General features: G+C 66.7%; 13 protein-coding genes. 7 read left to right on the top strand and 6 right to left on the bottom strand.

Features of this window, described 5'->3' with window-relative positions:
- Positions 1 to 19 precede the first annotated feature (19 nt).
- Positions 20 to 4,690, top strand: a complete 4,671-nt coding sequence (locus ACIQ7H_RS12980; RefSeq protein WP_395792112.1) for a MupA/Atu3671 family FMN-dependent luciferase-like monooxygenase — start codon at positions 20 to 22, stop codon at positions 4,688 to 4,690.
- Between the two features lie 115 nt (positions 4,691 to 4,805).
- On the opposite strand, the gene ACIQ7H_RS12975 is transcribed toward ACIQ7H_RS12980, so the two are convergent.
- Entirely contained in the window at positions 4,806 to 6,428 is a 1,623-nt protein-coding gene (locus ACIQ7H_RS12975) for an oligopeptide:H+ symporter (protein WP_395792110.1), read from the bottom strand.
- 222 nt (positions 6,429 to 6,650) lie between these two features.
- Here ACIQ7H_RS12975 and ACIQ7H_RS12970 point away from each other — a divergent pair, with 222 nt between their 5' ends.
- Positions 6,651 to 7,502, top strand: a complete 852-nt coding sequence (locus ACIQ7H_RS12970) for an undecaprenyl-diphosphate phosphatase (protein WP_395792108.1) — start codon at positions 6,651 to 6,653, stop codon at positions 7,500 to 7,502.
- A 90-nt stretch (positions 7,503 to 7,592) separates the two neighbouring features.
- Here the strand turns inward: ACIQ7H_RS12970 and ACIQ7H_RS12965 are convergent, their stop codons facing one another.
- A complete protein-coding gene (locus ACIQ7H_RS12965) occupies positions 7,593 to 8,450 on the bottom strand; it encodes a PA4780 family RIO1-like protein kinase (RefSeq protein WP_395792106.1) in 858 nt (285 codons plus the stop codon).
- Between the two features lie 282 nt (positions 8,451 to 8,732).
- Positions 8,733 to 10,169 (bottom strand): hypothetical protein, encoded by a 1,437-nt coding sequence (locus ACIQ7H_RS12960; protein ID WP_395792104.1) that lies wholly within the window; start codon positions 10,167 to 10,169, stop codon positions 8,733 to 8,735.
- A 363-nt stretch (positions 10,170 to 10,532) separates the two neighbouring features.
- On the opposite strand from ACIQ7H_RS12960, the gene ACIQ7H_RS12955 reads away from it, so the two are divergent.
- Together ACIQ7H_RS12955 and can are read left to right on the top strand one after the other, a co-directional pair.
- A complete protein-coding gene (locus ACIQ7H_RS12955; RefSeq protein WP_395792102.1) occupies positions 10,533 to 11,051 on the top strand; it encodes a hypothetical protein in 519 nt (172 codons plus the stop codon).
- Between the two features lie 52 nt (positions 11,052 to 11,103).
- Positions 11,104 to 11,793, top strand: a complete 690-nt coding sequence (can, locus tag ACIQ7H_RS12950; protein WP_395792100.1) for a carbonate dehydratase — start codon at positions 11,104 to 11,106, stop codon at positions 11,791 to 11,793.
- 34 nt (positions 11,794 to 11,827) lie between these two features.
- Here can and ACIQ7H_RS12945 read toward each other — a convergent pair whose 3' ends face one another.
- The gene (locus ACIQ7H_RS12945) at positions 11,828 to 12,391 is read right to left on the bottom strand and encodes a hypothetical protein (protein ID WP_395792098.1); all 564 of its coding nucleotides are present in this window, start codon (positions 12,389 to 12,391) and stop codon (positions 11,828 to 11,830) included.
- The gene (locus ACIQ7H_RS12940) at positions 12,388 to 14,067 is read right to left on the bottom strand and encodes a phospholipid carrier-dependent glycosyltransferase (RefSeq protein ID WP_395792096.1); all 1,680 of its coding nucleotides are present in this window, start codon (positions 14,065 to 14,067) and stop codon (positions 12,388 to 12,390) included. Before ACIQ7H_RS12940 ends, ACIQ7H_RS12945 begins: the two co-directional genes overlap by 4 nt.
- Before the next feature lie 433 nt (positions 14,068 to 14,500).
- Here ACIQ7H_RS12940 and ACIQ7H_RS12935 point away from each other — a divergent pair, with 433 nt between their 5' ends.
- A complete protein-coding gene (locus ACIQ7H_RS12935) occupies positions 14,501 to 18,583 on the top strand; it encodes a polysaccharide lyase family 1 protein (protein WP_395792094.1) in 4,083 nt (1,360 codons plus the stop codon).
- A 194-nt stretch (positions 18,584 to 18,777) separates the two neighbouring features.
- Here the strand turns inward: ACIQ7H_RS12935 and ACIQ7H_RS12930 are convergent, their stop codons facing one another.
- Entirely contained in the window at positions 18,778 to 18,987 is a 210-nt protein-coding gene (locus ACIQ7H_RS12930) for a hypothetical protein (protein ID WP_395792092.1), read from the bottom strand.
- A gap of 329 nt (positions 18,988 to 19,316) precedes the next feature.
- Here ACIQ7H_RS12930 and ACIQ7H_RS12925 point away from each other — a divergent pair, with 329 nt between their 5' ends.
- Positions 19,317 to 19,757: a rhomboid family intramembrane serine protease gene (locus ACIQ7H_RS12925; protein WP_395792090.1), complete on the top strand. Its 441-nt coding sequence runs from the start codon at positions 19,317 to 19,319 to the stop codon at positions 19,755 to 19,757.
- Positions 19,758 to 19,977: 220 nt separating this feature from the next.
- Positions 19,978 to 20,430, top strand: coding sequence for a DUF4174 domain-containing protein (locus ACIQ7H_RS12920; RefSeq protein WP_395792088.1), 453 nt, complete (start codon positions 19,978 to 19,980; stop codon positions 20,428 to 20,430).
- Positions 20,431 to 20,595 lie beyond the last annotated feature (165 nt).

The following is a 20,595-nucleotide window of genomic DNA, read 5'->3' as shown; positions in this document are numbered from 1 at the left end:
AACCCAGCCGACACCACACATGACCCACAACCCGCCGAACTCGCCCTCTCGCCGCCTGCGCTGTGTCCTGCTGGGCGAACAGTCCCTGATGATCGAATGCGGCGAGCGCCTTCGCGCACGCGGCCACCTCATCGTCGCCGTGGTCAGCGACCAGCCGCGCCTGCAGGCCTGGGCGCAGAGCCATGCGTTTCGCCTGCACCATCACCATGACGCCCTGCTTGCGCAGCCGCCTGGCGAATTCGATCTACTGTTGAACATCACCTGGCTGCGCATGCTGCCGACGGCTTTGATCGAGCTGCCCAGGCTCGCCGCCATCAACTTCCACGACGGCCCCCTGCCCCGCTATGCCGGCCTCAACGCACCGGTGTGGGCGCTGCTTCACGGCGAGCATCAGCACGGCGTCAGCTGGCATCGAATGGCGGCGCGTGCCGATGCCGGCGAGCTGCTGGTGCAGCAGCACTTCGAGATCGCGCCCGACAGCACCGCCTTCGGCCTGAACACGCAGTGCTACGAGGCCGGCCTGGCCAGCTTCGATGCCCTGCTGGATGCGCTCGACGCCGACGCCCTGCAGCCACTGGCGCAGGACTTCAGCCAGCGCAGCTACTTCGGTGCGAACGCGCGACCGACCGCGGCCGGCATCCTCGATTTCAGCCGGCCCGCCGCGCAGCTGGCGCAGCAGGTGCGGGCGCTGGATTTCGGCAGCTACGCCAATCCCGTGCTGCTGCCGCGCCTGCGTCTGGCCGGGCGCGATCTGCTGGTACGGTCGGCGCGGGCCATTGATGCCTGCGCTGGCGCGCCCGGCGAGGTGATGAGCGTTCAGCCCGATGCACTGAGCATCCGCTGCGGCGAGGGTGCGCTGCGCATCGACGCGCTGACCTGTCTGCGCGGCGCACCGATCGACTTCGCCGCCCTCGCCAGCACCGACGACGACATCCGCGTCGGCGCGCGGCTGCCGCTGCTGGATGCCAGCGACGGATCGGCGCTCACCGCTGCAGTCAAAGCCGCCGCCACGCACGAGGCCGCGCTCAAGCGCGCGCTGCGCCAGATCGAGCCCGCGGGCCTGCCGTTCGCGGAAGCCTCCAGCGCGGTCGGCCTGCATCAACAGGCGCTGCAGGTGCAGGGTTTGCGCGGCGTCGCCAGCCTGCTGCTCAGCCTGGCCCGCTGCGCCTGCCTCGACAGTCTGCCCCTGGCGCTGCGTCCACTGGCCGCCGAGGCGCGTGCAGCTGCGATCGAACGCTGCGTGTCGGGCCTGCTGCCGCGGGTGCTCAGCCCCGACTTCGCGCAGCCACTGAACAGTTTCGAGGCCCAGCTGCAGGCCGCGCTGGACATCAGCGAACGCGCCGGCGGGCTGCTCACCGACGTCTACGCACGCGAACCCTCCCTGCGCGGCGCGCTGCTGCCGGCCGAGCTGCCGCTGCGCCTGCTGCGCGTGTCGACCCTGGAGGCCTTGCCCGCCGCGGCCGAAGCGCCGCTGTGTCTGTACTGGGATACGGCCGACAATCTGCTGCTGCGCGCCGATGCCGCCCACTTCAGCGCCAGCGGTTTCGCCCGCCTGATCGCCGCGCACAGTGCCCTGCTCGCCCACGCCGAGGCCCAGCCCGACACCGCCGCCGGTGCGCTCGATCTGCTCGACGCCGCCGAGCGAGCGCGACTGATGCAGCTGGCGCAGGGACCGGCCTTCAGCGATGCCGAACACAGCCCGCTGCGCGCCGCCAGCGTGCATGCCTTGATTGCTGCCCAGGCCGCAGCCACGCCGGAGCGCGAAGCGCTGTGCTTCGAGGACGAGCGCCTGAGCTATGCCGAACTCGACGCCCGCGCCGAGCAATTGGCGCGGCGCTTGGCTGGCGCTGGGGTCAAACCGGGCGACCGCGTCGGCCTGCTGCTGCAGCGCTCGACCGCGCTGGTGGTCGGCCTGCTCGCGACCTTGAAAGCCGGCGCTGCCTACGTGCCGCTGGACCCGCTGTACCCGCCCGAGCGCCTGGCCTACATGGCCGAAGATGCACAGCTCGCCTTGCTGCTGTGCGACGCCGAATCCGCGCCGCTGCTGAGCCACGCCAACACCTTGCGCATCGAAGCCGAGGCGCCTGAAGCCGCGCTCGACACCGCGCCACTGCCGGCCGATGCACTGGCCTACCTGATCTACACCTCGGGCAGCACCGGCCGGCCCAAGGGCGTGATGGTTCAGCACGCGAATGTCCTGCGCTTCTTCGCCGGCATGGATGAGGTGCTGGGCTCGCAGGCCGGCACCTGGCTGGCGGTGACCAGCATCAGCTTCGACATCTCGGTGCTGGAGCTGCTGTGGACGCTGGCCCGCGGCTACCGGGTCGTGCTGTATGCCGACGCCCGCCGCCAGCAGTCGCAGACCCGGCGCGCCGATGCGCAGGCAACGCCGATCGAGTTCGGCCTGTTCTTCTGGAACGTGGCGCGCGAGGAAGACCTGGGCAGCGGCGACAAGTACCGTCTGCTGCTCGACAGCGCGCGCTATGCCGATGCCAACGGCTTCACTGCGGTGTGGACGCCGGAGCGTCACTTCGCGGCGTTCGGCGGCCTGTATCCGAACCCGGCGATCACCTCGGCCGCGCTGGCGACCATCACCCACAAAGTCGCTCTGCGCGCCGGCAGCTGCGTGGTGCCGCTGCACCATCCGATCCGCATCGCCGAGGAATGGGCGATGGTCGACAACCTCAGCAATGGCCGCGTCGGCCTGTCGATCGCCGCTGGCTGGGCCGCGCCCGACTTCGCCCTGCGCCCGGAGAACCACGCCGAGGCCAAGCGGGTGATGTTCGAATCGGCCGCCCAGGTGCAGCGCCTGTGGCGCGGAGAAACCCTGATGTTCCCCGGCCCCAAGGGTGAGGTCGCGGTGCGCACCCTGCCGCGGCCGATCCAGCCCGAGCTGCCGATCTGGGTCACCACCGCCGGCAACCCGGAGACCTTCGCCGAGGCCGGTCGCATGGGCGCCAACGTGCTCACCCATCTGCTCGGGCAAACGGTGGAAGAAGTCAGCGCCAAGATTCAGTCCTACCGCCGCGCCTATCGCGAGGCCGGCCACAGCGGACGCGGCGTGGTCACCCTGATGCTGCACACCTTTGTGGGCGACAGCCTGCAGCAGGTCGAAGCCGCGGTACGCGGCCCGATGAAGGACTACCTGCGCAGCGCGATGGCTCTGGTCAAGGCGGCGGCCTGGCACTTCCCCACCTTCAAGCAGCAGCTGAGCGCCGAACAGGGCAAGAGCCTCGACGCCTTTTTTGCCGAGGCCAACGAGGCCGATCTGGATGCGCTGCTGGAGTTCGCCTTCCAGCGCTATTTCAACGAGAGCGGCCTGTTTGGTTCACCGACCGACGCATTGGCGATGGTCGAGCGTGCGGCCGCGGCCGACGTCGACGAGATCGCCTGCCTGATCGATTTCGGCATCGACACCGAGCTGGTGCTGGCGCATCTGCCGCGGCTCAACGAACTGCGCGCGCTCAGCGCCGAGCGCGGCATCAGCGCGTTCGGCCGCCGCACCGACTACAGCCTGCCCGCCCTGCTGGAGCGCGAGGGCGCAAGCCATCTGCAGTGCACGCCCTCGATGGCGGCGATGCTGGCCGAAGACCCGGCCTGCGCGGCCCAGCTCGGCCGCCTCGATCACCTGCTGCTGGGCGGCGAAGCGCTGTCGCCGGCACTGGCGCAGCGCCTGCGCGGCCTCGGCGTCAAACGCATCAGCAATGTCTACGGGCCAACCGAAACCACGGTGTGGTCGTCTGCCGGCGACGTCGATGCCGACACCCGCGCCAGCACCACGCCGATCGGCCGCCCGCTGGCCGGCCAGCGTCTGCACATCCTCGACCCACGCCAACAGCCGCTGCCGGCCGGCCTGGCCGGTGAGATCGTGATCGGCGGCGGCGGCGTCACCGTTGGCTACTGGCAGCGCCCGGAGCTTAGCGCCGAGCGTTTCCTACCCGATGGTTTCGTTCCGCTGAGTGCCAATGCGCACCTGTACCGCACCGGCGACCTCGGCCGCCTGCGCGAGGATGGCCGCTTCGAATGCCTGGGCCGGGTCGACCAGCAGATCAAGATCCGTGGCTACCGGGTCGAGCTGGGCGAGATCGAAGCGCGGCTGTGCGAGCTGCCCGGCATTCTGGAGGCCGCCGTGCTGCTGCGCGAAGACAGCCCCGGCGACCAACGCCTGGTCGGCTACGTGCGCGCGCCCGGCCTGTCCGACGCCGACCTGACCGAACGCTCGGCGCTGCTGGCGCAGTCCCTGCCGGAGTTCATGCGGCCCAGCCTGCTGATGCCATTGGCCGAGCTGCCGCGGACGCCCAACGGCAAGCTCGACCGCAAGGCCCTGCCCGCACCCGGCCTGCGTCGCCTCGCCACCCGCGCGCCGGTGGCGCCGGCCTCGGATATCGAACGTCGCGTGGCCGAGCTGTGGGCGCGCGCCCTGGGGCTGGAAAGCGTCGGCACCCGCGACAACTTCTTCGATCTCGGCGGCCATTCGCTGCTGGTGGTGCAGCTGCTGCGCGAGCTGCGCGAACGCTTCGACAAGCCGATCCAGATGACCGACCTGTTCCGCTACACGACCGTTGAATCACTGGCGCGCTTCCTCGGCGACGAAGGCCCGCAGGAAACCGCCGCCGACCGCGGCCGCGCCCGCGCCCAAGCAAGACAGGCGCTGCAGGCCAAGCGAAGAGGTGGAACTGAGATCGCCTGAAGCGGGTCGATCCCGCTGGGCTTCAGCCCGTCGGGATCGATCCAAAGCTGCAGCCCCGCGGCGCGATAGGCAGCACCCGCCGACTTCAACGCCGCGGTGACCGCCATTTCCAGCCTCAATGGGCCCGGTAGTGCTCCTGCATCGGATAACTCCGCGCATACGCAGCGAACGCCAGCGCCGCGAGCATCGCGAAGCCGGCGAAGAAGAACATCAGGAACGCGTTCTCGGTCCAGCCGCGCGCGGTGATCCACTCGATCACCGCCGGGTTGCGCACGCTGGCATTGGTCAGCAGCACCCACAGGCCACCGAAGGTGCTGGTCAGATACCAGAAGGCCATGATCACGCCCTTCATCGCCATCGGCGCCTGGCTGTAGGCGAACTCCAGCGCGGTCGCCGACACCAGCACTTCGCCAAGCGTCAGCAAGAGGTAGGGCACGGACTGCCAGGCGATCGACACTTCGGCCCCGCTGTCGATCCACAGCTGGATCACGCCGGCCGCAACCCACGATACGCCCGACAGCGCGATGCCCCATCCCATCCGGCGCAGCGTGGTGACCTGCACCCCCAGCCGTCGCAGCGCCGGGTACAGCACGATGTTGTTGAACGGAATCAGCAGCATCACCAGCAGCGGATTCAAGGCCTGCATCTGCGCGGCGTTCTGGATCAACCAGCTCGGCCACCACCAGGCCTCGTGCGGGATCAGCATCTGATTGCCCTGGATGATCCAGGTCGAGGCCTTCTGATCGAACAAGGACCAGAACGGCGTGACCAGGGCGAACACGATCAGGATGCGCAGCACCGCGCGTACGCCGTCGACCGCGGTATCCGGATGCAGGCCGCGGGCGCGCTCCAGCTGCAGCGATGCACCCCAGCCGGTGCCGGCGATCAGCGCGCCCAGGGCAAGGCAGGCGCAGATCACAAAGCCCCAGCCCTGCGGCAGCAGGCTTGTTCCGGTCGTCGCGCCGAGCGTCCACAGGCCCATGATCAGCAGCGCTGCCAGCGCGCCGATGGCGGCGACCAGGGTTCCGCCGCCATAACCACGGAGCAGGAGAGCCGACTTCACCACCTGCAGGAAGGAGTTCGGATCGGGACCGGAGGGCGGCACATTCACATAGCGCTTGCGGCCCGCCCAGAAGATCAGCGTGGCGATGAACATCAGCACGCCCGGAATACCGAAGGCCCAGGCTGGACCGAGATGGAGCAGGAACAGCGGCGCGAGCAATGAGGCGAAGAACGAGCCGAAATTGATGATCCAGTAGAAGGCGTCGAACACCACCTTGGCGCGGCTCTTGTTGCTCTGGTCGAACTGGTCGCCGCAGAAACTGACCACCAGCGGCTTGATGCCGCCGGAGCCCAGCGCGATCAGGAACAGGCCGGTGTAGAAGCCCGCCGCATGCGACTCGAACACAGCCAGGCAGGCGTGACCGGCGCAGTAGATCAGCGAGAACCACAGCACGGTGTTGTACTTGCCGAAGTAGCGGTCGGACAACCAGCCGCCCAGCAGCGGAAAGAAGTACACGCCGATCACGAAGCTGTGGAAGATGTCCTTCGCCGCGCCCTCGCGCGCCGAGCCTTCGGGCAGGTAGCCCAGCAGGACCGAGCCGATCAGAAAGGGCACCAGGATGTTGCGCATCCCGTAAAAGCTGAAGCGCTCGCAGGCCTCGTTGCCGATGATGTAGGGAATCTGTCGCGGCAATGCTGAAGCGCCGTCGGCGGCGACGGTCGGGGGCGGTGTCATGGGGCGAGGCCGAGTAAGGGTGCCGGCGATTGTCCATGGATCATGGATGGCATGCCAACCCGCGGTTTGACCCGCGCGGCGATCGTCTGGACTTGGCACAACGGCGGCGCTGCGCGGCCAGTCGAAGTGCGACAAGTGATCGCAGGAACCGCGTGCCGCCCCGCCGCGCAGGCTGTCACCGGGCGATAATGCCGGCAGCTCAGCAGAAGATCTGGATCACCGGTGGCGGACGAAAAAATTTCCTTGATCCAGTGGCTGGAAGCGGCCTTTCTCGGCCTGCTTCAAGGCTTGACCGAGTTTCTGCCGATTTCCTCAAGCGCGCATCTGCGCATCATCGGCCCACTGTTGCCCTCGGGCACTGATCCCGGCGCGGCGTTTACCGCCATCACCCAGATCGGCACCGAACTCGCCGTTTTGATCTACTTTCGCCACGACATCTGGCGGATCGCCAATGCCTGGCTGCGCTCGCTCGGCCGCCGGCAGGCCGCGCCCGATCACGATGCGCGGCTGGGTTGGCTGGTCATCTGGGGCAGCCTGCCCATCGCCGTACTGGGGCTGGTGTTCCAGGAGGCGATCGAAACCCATCTGCGCAATCTGTACATCACCGCGGTGATGCTGATCGTGTTCGGGCTGTTTCTCGGCGCGGCCGATCGTTTCGGATCGAAGCAGAAAGCGCTGACGGCGATGAGCTGGCGCGACGGCATCATCTTCGGCTTCGCGCAGGCGATGGCATTGATCCCGGGCGTCTCACGCTCCGGCGGCACGATCACCGCCGGGCTGCTCATGGGCTACAGCCGCGAAGCCGCTGCGCGCTATTCGTTTCTGCTTGCCATCCCCGCGGTATTCGCGTCGGGCTTCTATCAGGTTTACAAAAGCTGGGGCGTTGCCGGACCGATTGCCGCAGGCCCAACCATCCTGGCGACGGTGACCGCATTCTTCGTCGGCTACGGCGTCATCGTGGTGTTCCTGCGGATCGTCAGCAGCCAGGGCTACTGGCCCTTTGTCTGGTACAGGGTCGCACTCGGTGCTCTGATCCTCGGCCTGCTTCTCGCCGGCAAACTGCTGCCGCACTGAGCCGCAGAAACACACCCGACCGAACAGTTCCAAGGGTCCAACGCGGACGCCGACTCCACGCGCCCCGCGCCTGACAGCGTGGAAGCGCGCTCAGTCAGCCTCAGCCGCAGCCTGCCGCCCCTGCTCGCGGATCAGGGCTTCCTCCCGCGCATCGCGAATCGCCCATTCGATCGCATCGAGGTCGACTTCGGACTGGACTTCCTCGAACTCGCCGGTCAGCACCGATTCGGGCGTCAGCTCGCCACTCTGGAACAGGGCCCACATTTCTTCGGCGTAGCGGGTGAGCATCAGCTCGGGGGCGAAGCGGCCGAGGCTGATGCTGAGATTGTTCACGTCGCGACGCAGCAGGTCGCGGGCGGCGTTGTTGCCGGCGGCGTCCACCACCTGCGGGAAGTCGATCACCACCGGGCCCTGCGCATCGACCAACACGTTGTATTCCGACAGATCGCCGTGGATCAGCCCGCAGCAGAGCATGCGCACCACTTCACGGATCAGCCGCAGGTGGTAATCGCGGGCCACGTCGGGTTCCAGCTGCACCTCGCCCAGGCGCGGCGACGCGCCGCCGCTGGCGTCGGTGACCAGCTCCATCACCAGCACGCCGCCGTAGAAACCGTAGGGCTTGGGCACGCGCACGCCGGCCTCGAAGAAGCGGTACAGCGCGTCGACTTCAGCGCTCTTCCACGCGGCCTCGGCCTCGCGCTTGCCGAACTTGCTGGCCTTGCCCATCGCCCGCGACTCGCGGCTGCCACGGGCCTTGCGGCCTTCCTGGTACTGCACCCGGTTCTGGAAGCTGCGCTGCGCCATGTCCTTGTAGACCTTGGCGCAGCAAATCTCATCGCCACGCCGCACCACATAGACCGCCGCTTCCTTGCCGCTTTTCAGAGGCCGCAGCACGGCATCGATGATGCCGAGTTCCATCAGTTCCAGCAGGGGCGCAGGGGCTTTCATCCGGAGTCCGGCAGCGGGCGAGCCGAGCACCTTATCAGCCGGCGGCGCGCGGCGCATGCGGATAGGCGGACCTCTTCACGGGCGCGAAGTGGAGGCATTCAGTCTCGCTCGCCCGCCTTGTCGAGCCGCGTTGGCGCGGGTCGGCGATCAATACAGGCGTGTACGTATGTCGAGCGTGGTCAGCGCCAGCAGTCCCGGGGTGGCAGGGCTCCCAGGGCCGGCGGCCGGCATCTCGACGCCAGCACGGGCTCGCAGAAGCGCGGTGGACCACCACGGAGACAATCAATCGTTGGCAGCCGCCACACGGCTGCCTGGAACAGGCCAAGCGATCGTTGCCTGTCGTGAGACCTCGTACATCTCCAGCTCAAGCGTTCCAGATTTGGTGAGCTTCCATCGACGCTGATTCAGGATGGGACGCGCCAGCCGCGCCAGGGCCACATCGGAATCTTCGCCGCGCGCTTGCGCCTCACGCAGCTGGATCAGCAGCTGCCCCATCCGCAGCACCGCCAGATCGTCCATGCCGCGGGCCACGTAGCGGCTGTAGTCTGGCTGGGCAACCCGCGCCAAGGTGCAACCCACGGGATTGACGATGCACTGCAGGACAGGTGGATCTGCGGGCCATTGGCTGACGCGGGCGATCGCGGCAGGATCGTCCGACCGCACTTGTTCAAGCACGCCTTGATCGCAAGACCAGGCCAGCGCGCGAGCGTGCCACTGCACGCTCAGGCCCACGTCGAAAAGCGGGCTTGAAGGATCGCCGAGGTCGGCAGACCAGACATCGGCGCTCCCCTGCTCCACGGCCAGCAGCAGTGCGTGACGCATCCAGCGGTTCTCGGCCCCAGCGACGGCGCACATCGAGCCGACCTCGGGCTCGGGCGGCTGAGCCAGCAGCGCGCACTCCGTCGGAAGAGGAGCCTGCAGCGGATACTCAGCGAGCAGCTCTCCCACCAGGCGCAGGCTCGCGCGCAGCAGGCTTGACTTGATCATGCGGGCGATCAGGTGCGCACTGTGGCCGGCAAAACGCCGCGCTGTCGCGACCTCTCGGCAGGCCAGGCTCAATCCTTGTACGGGGCTCTGCTCGCGAAAGGTCCTGGCGGCGATTGCGAGCGCAATGCGAGTTGTATGACTGCGCTGTGTAGCGGCACTCGCAAAGCTCGCGAAATGCAGCGCATCGTCTGCGCGCAGATGTCCAAAACCATGCACGGCCTCGATACGCTCGCGCAGCCCGCCGGCCTGCTCCAGCCGCTGCCAAGCCTCGGGTTCGATCTCTGACAAGCCCGAGAGGCAAGCATCCTCGGCGCGCACGCATTGGAGTTGTGGCTGGTCTTCAAGCGCCCAGCGCGGGAAGCGCCCTTCTGCACTGCTGACGTACTCCGGCGCCGGCACCGAGCCCGCAGGCGCTGCCGCAGTAGCGTTGGCCTGCTCGATCGTGCGCTCGCGATCATCGGCAAACACGGCAGCGCGCTGCGCCTCTGGCAGATCCCATTCAATCAGCCACAGGTGCTCGAACGCGTTGGCCCCGGGTGCTGGCGGCGGGGCCTGCCAAGCGGCGATCACACGCGCCAGCTCGTCGTCCGGCGCGGCCCGTCGAACCGCCCACGCCGTGAGCAACAGCAGGGCCACAACCAGCACCAGCACGACGGCCATTCGCAACGGCCAGTTGGCTTGGCGAGGCGCTGCGGGCGTAGGCTCCGGGGTGGACATCCTGCGAGTTGTCATGGTGCGGGCGCTCCTGCTGGCACGGACGCATTCGTCGCCGCCAATACGTAGAGTGCGGTTGCAGGCTCGATTCCGCTGGGTTCAGTCGCCTGCGTGGCCTCTCCGTCGCTGAGAGCTTCCGGCGGCGCGGGCTGCGGTGGCGACAGCAGCAGCGCTACGGCCAGCGCAATCATCGAAACCAGTCCAAGCCCAATGGCCAACCGCGAGTATCCCGATCGAAGCCTCATGAACGCCTCATGGCAAAACGCAAAGATGGGCGAGTGTAGCGAGCGCACTACGGCCGCCGCCCCGTCGCGCCGGGCTTGTCACGCCGCCTCGCCTGCCGCAGTCTCCTCGCGTTCGATCACTCACCGGGCCCGCGCCATGGATACCGTGTCATTCCGTTTCGATGCCCACGGCGGCTTTGCCGAGGTGATGGGCCTGGCCAAGCTCGATGATCTCGGTCTGGAGCTGCAGTTCTCCACCCGCGATGCCGTGTTCGGAGTGGTGAAGACCGGCCAGCGCAGCCTGCGGGTGCCGCTGGAGGTATTGATGAGCGTGCGCTACCGCGCCGGCTTTCTGTGGCTGATGCCGGTGATCGAGCTGCGGGTGAACGACCTCAAGGTGCTGGACGGCCTGCCGGAATCCGAAGAAGGCAGGGTGCGGATGCGGATCAAGTGGCGCGATCGCCAGGACGCCCGCGATTTCGTCAAGGAACTCGAAATGCTGCGCTCGCATGTGCGTATCCAGCAGCTCGACCGCAGCCTGGATCGATTGTCGTCGCAGCTGCCCCCGCGCAGCAGCGAAGCGGCGCCACTACCGCCGGCGCCGCCGCTCGCCGTACCACCGACTGCCCCCGCGGCGACAACGCCGCAGCCGCGGCCTTCGCAATCCGAGTCGTGAGGGCGCAGACCTGCCATAGAATGCGCGCCGCCTTCCGCTGCCCTGCCCTGCCATGACCCAACTTCGCGAGCTGCTCGACAAGAATCGCCAGTGGGCCGAAACCGTACGCGCCGAGGACCCCGAGTTCTTCAAGCGGTTGTCGCGCCAGCAGGCGCCCAAGTATCTGTGGATCGGCTGCTCGGACTCGCGCGTGCCGGCCAACCAGGTCACCGGGCTGATGCCGGGTGAGGTGTTCGTCCATCGCAACATCGCCAATGTGGTGGTGCATACCGATCTGAACTGCCTGTCGACGATCCAGTTCGCGGTCGATGTGCTCAAGGTCGAGCACATCATCGTCTGCGGCCACTACGGCTGTTCCGGCGTGCACGCGGCGATGGCGAAAACGCGGGTCGGGCTGGCCGACTACTGGCTGCGCCATGTCGGCGATGTCGCCCATCGACACAGCGCGATCCTCGATTCGACCGAGCTTGAGTCACTACGCCACGCGCGCCTGTGCGAGCTCAATGCGATCGAACAGGTCGCCAATGTCTGCCAGACCACCATCGTCCTCGATGCCTGGAGCCGTGGCCAGGCGCTGTCCGTTCACGCCTGGATCTACGGCCTGCTGGACGGCCGCATCCGCGAGCTGGGCTTCGGTGTCGACGGCCCGGACGATCTCGAACCCGCCTATCAGGCCGCGATCGAATCGATCCGTAGCGGTGGCCGTATGGACGGCAGCGGCAAACTCACGCTGGCGAAGTAGGCGCGTTGCGCGTATCCGCAGCGCGCGCCGAGTTTCAGCGCAGCACTTCCAGGTAGTCGGTGTCTTCGCCCAGCCAGGTCAGCGGGCCCTCGCCGCCTTCGCCGTAGCGCACCAGCAATCCCGCCGGCCCGCCGGCCTGGAAGTACGACAAGCGCAGGCGATGCTCGCCCTCCTCCAGCAGCACGCGGCAGCTTTGCCCGGCCAGAGCCCGATGACCGACAAAGGCGCACACGCGGCGATCGTCGATCTCCAGCGCGAAGCCATCGTCGCTCTGCACTTCGAAGCGCAGGCTGGCCGCGCGCCGCATGCGCAGGCGCAGTTCGGCATCGATGAAGAACTGCTCGCCGTAGCCGATCTGGCCGAGCTGCGGGTGGCGCAGCTGGCCGTTGCTGGCCAGGTCAAAGCGATCGATCCACAGCTGCTGGCGCGAGTCGATTTCGCGCGGCTGGTCCAGGGTGTTGATCGGCACCGCATTGCGGCTGATCTCAAGCAGGATCACCGCCGGCACCTGCGCCGGCCGCATCGACACCCACAGCGTGATCGCAAGCGCCACCAGCAGCAGGCTCAGCAGCCACTCCGACACCCGGCTGCGGCTCATCGGATCGGCTCCAGCTTCCACACCGACATCCACTGCCGTTGCTCGACCGCCTGTTCGGTGAGCGGCTGGTTATAGGTGAACGGCGCGAACCAGAAGAAGCCGGCCAACACCAGGCCAACGATGCCGACCAGATTGAGGCGCGTATGCAGGCGCCCGGCGGCCAGGCCTTCGCGGAACAGGTAGGTGAACACCAGGGCCAGATTGACGATGCCGAACACCAGCGGCAGCAGGTAGTGGTAGAGGTACATCACCCGATCGATCTGCAGGATCGCCAGCATGTAGCCGAGGTAGAGGCTGCTCATCAGCAGGATCCACAGGAACAGGCGACGGTCGTGCACGGGGGCGCCGTAGATCAGCCGCGCCACCACCAGGCTGCCGGACAGCACCAGCCCGAGCAGCACCGGCAACCACACCAGCGGGTTGCCAAGCAGGTAGGTGTAGCTGACTTCGGCCACGCCGTTCTCGACCGTCTTGTTCCAGTGGTAGTTGATCGTCTTGCCGCCGAGCACCCAGTGCAGCGGCGGGCTGCCGTTCTCGCCGGGCTTGCAGACATCCAGACGCGGAACACCTTCGGAATACTCGGCGATGTAGCGCAGATGATCGCGGATGCCCACGGCCCAGGTGCTCGGCGCAGCGCCGTGGCCGAGTGCAAGTGCGCCGAGAAATTCGGGCGAAGCCTTGTAGGTGCGACCGTCGATCACGCGTTCGGACAGGCTGATCTGCAGTGCGAACACGCCGCCGAAGATCAGCAGCAGCGCCAGGGTCGTCGCGCTGCCCGCCAGCAGCGCGCGCTTTGCGACCGGCCGCCACAGCCGCTCGCGCAGCTGCGGCCAGCACTCCACCAGCAGCAGGGCTGGCGGCACCAGCAGCAGCACGCCCGCGTTCAACTTCACCGCCAGCGCCAGACCGATCAGCAGGCCGAGGCCGAGGTAATGCCACAGCCGGATCCGCCCGCCGGGCGCCAGCGCACGCGCCAGCAGGTACAGCGTCGCCAGCGCAAACAGGATCTGCATGCCCTCCAGCATCGCCGCCCGCGTGTGCACCACCAGGGCGTTGTCGAACACGAACAGGCAGGTAAACGCCAAGGCCACCGCACGGCTGCCGGTCGCCAGCCGCAGCAGCCCGAACAGCAAGGGCGCGGCGAGGATCATCGACAGCACCGAGGCCAGACGCACGCCGACAAAACTGAAGTCCGGCGGCAGATCGGACTGGGCCAGATGGTCGTGCTGCAGCAAGGGCGTTGGATCGATGCCGGCATTGGCGCCGGTCGCCCACTCCCCCAGGGCGATCAGCATCTTGCCCAGCGGCGGATGGGTTTCCATGTACATCACGCCTTCCAGCTGCTTGTAGGCCGAGGCGACGTGATAGTTCTCGTCCCAGAACAGTGACTGCGGCTCCCAGTAGCGCCAACCAAAACTGGCTGTAGCGATCAGCAGCACCAGCAGCGGCGGCAGCCAGCTCAGCGCCAACGGCCGCAGGCGCTGCAGCGCGGTACGCGTTGGGGCATTGCCTGCCGGCTCAGCGCCGGAGCGATCAGTCGAGTCAGCGTGGCTGCCGGCCGCGCGGCCGACCGGCGAATCAACAGGCGCCTGCGCGCCGGGGGCATCGGGCTCCACCGTGTCACTCTCCCTCTGGGCTGAGCCCGTGATGTTCTTGGCGGCAACATTCTGCATCATCGGTGTGGCCGCCGGCACCGCCACCAGCAACCGCCAGCAACGCCCCTGGAATGCTTGCCGGCGCGGCTGAACAGGCTTCGCTGCAGTGCACATTGACACCGGTGCCATTGGAGAATCAACTTGCGCCGCACGTTGCGCCAAGGGAGGACGCATCCAGCCGGATGCGTTTGCACAACGCGATGAACAGCGCGGAAAAACCGCGCACGACCGGCCTGCAGCCGGTCTTCTTTGGGTTGCGCCCTGACGGCGCAGCCACGGCCATCGAACCTCCGGGCACCGAGCGGACTGCAAGCGCAGGACGCCGAGTGCCCATCGTGTCGTCCAATCAGATGACACCGGTATCACGATGGCCGCCGGACGCGCGGCTTCATGTTGGCGCAGGCATCAAGGAACGATGCCAACAACCGCGCCTGTCCGCCCGTGGAGCACCCCCATGAGCCGCGCTTCAAATCCGAACACCCGTCGCTTCCTGCCCCGACTGTCCCCGATCAGTCTGCTGCCATGCCTGGCCGCCCTCCTGTTCGGCCCGAGCCTTGCCAGCGCGCAGGCCAACCTGCCCTTCTTCGAAGATTTCGATAGCGCCACTACGGCGAGCTTGCGCACGCCGGAATACCGCGCGCTGCCGGGCATCACGCCGCCCACCCAGATGTTCCACAGCCTTGCCGGCACCGTCGCAGTTGCCGATGGTGCAGTGTCATTGACCGGTGCGCGTTTGAGCATCGGCAACACCACGCCCACCGTGACCACCGCCGCCGGCAGCGCCTTCAGCGGCATCTTCGATCTGTCCACCACCTGGACCGTGTCGATGTGCGTGCGCTCGGCCACCCTGACCGATCCTGCGGTGCAGAAAAAATTCCAGGTCTACGTCGACAACAACAGCACCGGCCAGGCCAATTCGCCGCTCGGTGGCGCCTCGCGCCTGCTCAACCTCGACATCGGCACGCTGGCGGCCAATACGGTGGTCAGCGTCAGTGCCAGCATCGGCTCGGCGACCTCATTCATCGCGCTGCGCGCCGAGTCCGGTGGCAGTGTGGCGATCGACAATCTGACCATCAGCGCCGGTGGTGCGGGCACGGCCCAGCTGGCAACCTGCAGCGGTGGAAGCTCCTCAAGCTCTTCGAGCAGCTCGTCGAGCTCTTCCAGCAGCGAGTCGAGTTCGTCGTCGAGCGAGTCCAGCTCCTCGTCGAGCCAATCGAGTTCTTCATCCAGCGAGTCGAGCTCGTCTTCGAGTGAGTCGAGTTCCTCGTCAAGCGAGTCGAGCTCATCTTCGAGTTCCTCCTCCAGCAGCAGCGGCAACACGCTGTTCCTTGAGAACTTCGACCTTGCCAGCAGCAGCACCCTGCTGACCGCCGGCTATCGCAGCCTGCCGGGCCTGCCCGGATCACCGATGTACTTCAGCAGCGCCACCTCGCGCACCCGCGTCGTCGACGGCGCACTCGGGCTGATGGGGGCGGTGCTCAGCGTCGGCAACACCACACCCACCACGGCCACCCTCGGCACCAATACCAGCAGCAGCGGCGTGTTCGACCTCAGCCGGCAGTACACGGTGTCGTTCTGCTACGTCGGCCGCAGCGGCACGGATGCCACCCGGCGCCTGCAGTTCCAGGTCGACAACAACACCAGCGGCGCGGCGAACTCGATGCACGGCGTCAACTCGCGGATCTACAACGCGGTGGTCGGCGATCTAACGCCCGGTCAGGTCTACAGCGTGACCTCGACAGTCGGCACGCCCAACTCGTTCTTCGTTGTGCGGATGGAGAACAACGAGGAGGCGCTGATCGACAACCTCAGCATCGACTACGGCCCCACCGGCAGCGCCACCTGTCCGCCGCCGGGCAGTTCGAGCTCAAGTTCCAGTTCAAGTTCAAGTTCGAGCTCAAGCAGCAGCTCGTCAAGCTCCAGCAGCTCCTCGTCCTCGTCGTCCTCCGGCGCCGGCCCGGGCACACTCAGCTGCACCCAGGCCAATACCGTGCCCGGCTTCGCTTCGATGGACAGCGGCACCACCGGCGGTGCCGGTGGGCGGGTGGCAACGGTCAACAGCGGCACCGCGCTCACGGCCGAGCTGCTGACCCAGGTCGGCAACCCGCAGCCGCTGACCATCTTCATCGACGGCACCATCAGCCCGGCCAACAGCGGCAGCGTCACCAAGTTCGAGGTGAAGGACATGAACAATGTCTCGATCATTGGCCTGCCCGGCGCGCTGTTCGACGGCATCGGCATCAAGGTCTGGCGCGCCAACAACATCATCATCCGCAACCTGACCATGCGCTACGTCAACATCGGCGACAAGGATCAGATCAGTCTGGAAGGCCCGGCCAGCAATATCTGGATCGACCACAACGAGTTCTACAACTCGCTGGATGTCGATATCGATTTCTACGATGAGCTGGTCAGCGGCAAGGGTGCGGTCAACAACGTCACCTTGTCCTACAACTACCTGCACGACAGCTGGAAGACCTCGCTGTGGGGTTCATCCGACACCGACAGCGCCAACCGCCGCATCAGCTTCATCGCCAACCGATGGTCGAACGTCAACTCGCGGCTGCCGCTGTTCCGCTTCGGCGAAGGTCATGTGCTGAACAACTACTACCACGGGGTGCGCGCCACCGCGATCAACTCGCGCATGGGCGCTCGGATCCGCATCGACGGCACCCATTTCGAGGATTCGACCAATGTGGTTGTGTCGCAGGACAGCAGCCAGATCGGCTTCTGGGACACCAATGGCGACAACCTTTTCCAGAATGTCACCTGGACCGTGCTGCCGACCAACTGCGACAACAATCCCTGCTCCTGGGGCAATACCCCCGGCACGGTGCAGAACGACGGGCAGATCGCCTCCACCGTCAGCTACACGCCGCCCTATGCCTACACCGCCTTGCCGGCGGATCAGGTCAAACCGCATGTGCTGGCCAACACCGGCGTCGGCCGTATCGACACCTGCTTGAACTTTCCCGGCAGCTCGTCGAGCTCCAGCAGCACTTCGTCAAGCTCGTCGTCGAGCAGCTCGGTGCCCAACCCCGTTGCGGTGATCTTTGTCAGCAGCTTCGAGGGCGGCGAAAGCGCTGGCAGCAGTTCGAGCAGCAGCAACAGTTCGAGTTCGAGCTCAAGCGCTGGCGGCGGCGAACCCATCGACGCGCGCCTGCTGCCGGTGGGCCAACCGATGCCCGCCAACATGGGCCAGCGCAGCTATGCGGCGCCGGTCGACAACCTCGGTTTTGTGGCCACCCCGCCGCTGCCGGTGCATGTGAACCACTACCAGAACCTGCCGGCGGATCCGACCGGTGGCGTGCTCAGCTTCGAGCGCGAACGGGCGCCGCGAATCGGCTGGGGCGGCTGGAGCGAGTACGGCCCGGTGTTCATCAGCGGCGGCTCGGCAGCCACGCCGGAGCACGTCTACACCGTGCGCACCAAGGAGGAATTGCTGAGCGCGTTGAGCACGGCCGGCAATACGCCGAAGATCATCCGCGTGGTCGGGGTGATCGACTTCCGCTTCACCAACGGTGTCTACGAGGAATACACCAGCTACGCCGATCAGCGCGTCGGCGGCACCCTGGTGATCCCGTCGAACACTACCCTGGTCGGGATCAACGATGCGCAAGGCCGACCCGCGCGCTTTGCCGGCACGCAGATCTCGATCGGCCGCGAGTTCGCTCCGCCACATGCCAATACACCCGCCGTGCCTGAGCCGCAGAACAACTTTCAGGCCTGGGTGAATGCGGGCCGCGATGCCGAAGAGTATCCGGCCTGGACGCGCAATGTGATCGTGCGCAATCTCGAGATCGAAACGCCGTGGGATGTGAACCCGGGCTCGGCCGACGCCGAGTACGACGGCATCGTGGTGGCCTGGGCGCAGCAGGTGTGGATCGACCACGTCACCATCGGCCCCGGCCAGTACGACGGCGTGTATACCGCGACCCGCCGCGATGGCGCGCTTGATGTGGTTCGGGCCTCGAACTTCGTCACCATCAGCAACAGCCGGTTCTACTCCAACGACAAGACCAACCTGATCGGCAACGGCGACAACGGCCGCCGCTGGAGCGACGCCGGCCGGCTGAAGGTCACCATGACCGGCAACCACTGGCAGTACAACCAGGCGCGCATGCCGCGCGTCCGCTACGGCCGCGTGCACCTGTACAACAACTTCTACGAGGGCAGCATCGCCTCGGTGCCAAACCGGAAATGGGGCAACGGCATGGCGGTCGCCTACGAAGGCGACGTTCTGGCCCAAAGCAACTTCTTCCACGTGCTGGGGCTGAAGATCAATGCCAACAACGAGATCTGCGGCAAGCTGGTCCACCACCACGGCAGCGCCACCGGCTTCCGCGGCGAGAATCTGTGGTTTGGTAGCGACGACGTCACCGCCCTGGTGCCGCTGCAGGTCGACACCCATCTGGCCGGCTGCAGCGGCCTGCCAATCAGCAGCTGGCAGCCACCCTACAGCTACACGCCGGTGAGCGATCCGGTTCAATTGGGCAACACCATCCCGTCGAGCGCGGGCGCGGGGCGCTTGCAGTAGGTTCGGGATTCGGGATTCGGGATTCGGGGAGCGATGCTCCCCGGTTCTCGATCAGGGTGTGGTCAGTCGCAGCGAGAGTACCGGTCGCACGGAGCACATCGGTGCCATACCTCGATCAGCCAGTGATGCACCACGTCCGCCAGCGATCTGGCGCGCCGGTCGCGGTATGAGCCTCGTACCGCCACCGACAGCCCTTACGCTTCGACCTCGACGCGATAGACCTGCGCGAAACCTTGCAGCAGCTCCGCGGCAATCAGGCTGTGGGTCGCCGCATGCAGGTCGAACAAAGTGCGCCGAGCACGCGCCAAGCAGGCGAGCTCGATGGCGCGCACGTCAATCAGGCAGGTGCTGGGCTTGGTGATCCCGCGGCCGCATAAAGTCACCGATTGCCCGCAAATCGCCATCTGGACGCGCGAGCATTCGGCGCTGCGCGAACGACCCGAGCGCGCGGACGCACATTGACCACCTCCGCTGCTTCAGGCAGCGCTGTTCAAAAGGGCATGGCATGCTTCAACGCTCTTCAACCTTCATGCCCCGAGTGTCGCTGCCGCGCCACTTTCCCTGGGGCACGCTGCTGCTCTGTACAGCAACGGCCGCAGTCAGCGTTTACGTGGCCGTCGACATCGCTGGAACGTGGTTCGGCAGAGTCAGAATCGTCGAACTTGAAGACTACGGCGTGCGGCTACACCACCTCATCGACTTCGAACCATGGAGGCTGGTCACCGCATAGCTCGTGCACGTCAAGCAAATGCACATGCTGCTGAACGTGCTGTGCATGCTCCTCTTGGGAATTGGTATTGAACGTCACATCGGCTTCGCCCGCATGCTTCTCCTCTGGCTCGTGCCCGGGTGCATCGCGACGCTCGTCAGCACTGGATTCGTGGAGCAACCGTGGAACCTCGGCACAGGTGCCTCGCAGGCAGTCATGGCGATCGCGGGGTGCGGAGTGTCATTGGCCGTCTCAGGCGCGGACCGCACGAAGTTTCTGCTGTTCTCGCTTGCATTCGCCATCATCGCGGCGTTCTCGCTCGATCTGATCTATGCCGGCTATCCGAAACCTGGACACGTCACAGGGCTGCTGCTGGGGGCGCTGATGACAAGCGCGTTTCTGATGAAAACGCGTCGCGGCATCCCGACCGACAACAGACCGGGCCGTACGCGATCCGCAGAGTAAGCCGCCGCCGGCAACACTCTGTCGGCGACTTCGGGCGTGATCACGATCGTGATCCAACGTCGGGGGCAGCCGCGTGAGCCCATCCGTCAGCCTCGCAGCGGATCGTGGCTCGTCGCGTCCCGGTGGCTGCGGCCGCGGCCCGCCAGTGTGTGCTGTATGCGCCGCGCTGCAGAGGCCGCCTTCACCGCCCCTGCATCCACCCCGCGAAATGCTCTTCGGCATGACCAAGTTCATGCCGCTGCTGGTCCTGCTGCTAAGTGTCAACGCGATCGCCGCCACGAGCTGGCTCGACAGCCAGCAGTGGCAGCGGCGCCTGATCATCGTCACCGCTCTGGACGAGCACGCCTGGGTTCGACTCGAGCACAGCTTGAGCGAAGCTCAGGCTGCATTGCGCGAGCGCAGGCTCAGCGTGTGGCAGTTGCAGGGTGATCGCTTGCGCTGGTCGGGCGGAGCGGAGGCGTTGATGCCGGCGGTGGCAGGCTCAGACGCGGCAGGCGCCGTGCGCGATCTACTCGGCGAACGCGCGCATGCACCGGGGCTGCATCTGATCGGGCTCGATGGTGGGCTGAAAGCCTCGCGTACGACTCCGGAGCAGCTGTCGGAACTGCTGGACGTGGTGGACTCGATGCCGATGCGGTTGCGCGAAGGCCGGCGCGAAGCGATGCCTTGGTGAGGTTTTCTCTTGCGCGATGGAACCCACGTCCGCCGAAACGACCGTGCAACCGACGGGCAGTTGCAGCCCGACCGCAGTTGCAATGAGGCCCGCGGCATGCAAGTAAGGCGAGTCTTCTGCATAGGCTTGCGGGCTCACGCGAAGCCGTCAGCGAAGATTTCGGGA

It is taken from the genome of Aquimonas sp., from assembly GCF_044377145.1.
In the GTDB taxonomy this organism is placed as follows: Bacteria; Pseudomonadota; Gammaproteobacteria; order Xanthomonadales; family Xanthomonadaceae; genus Aquimonas.
This window is presented reverse-complemented; position numbering and strand designations above follow the sequence as displayed.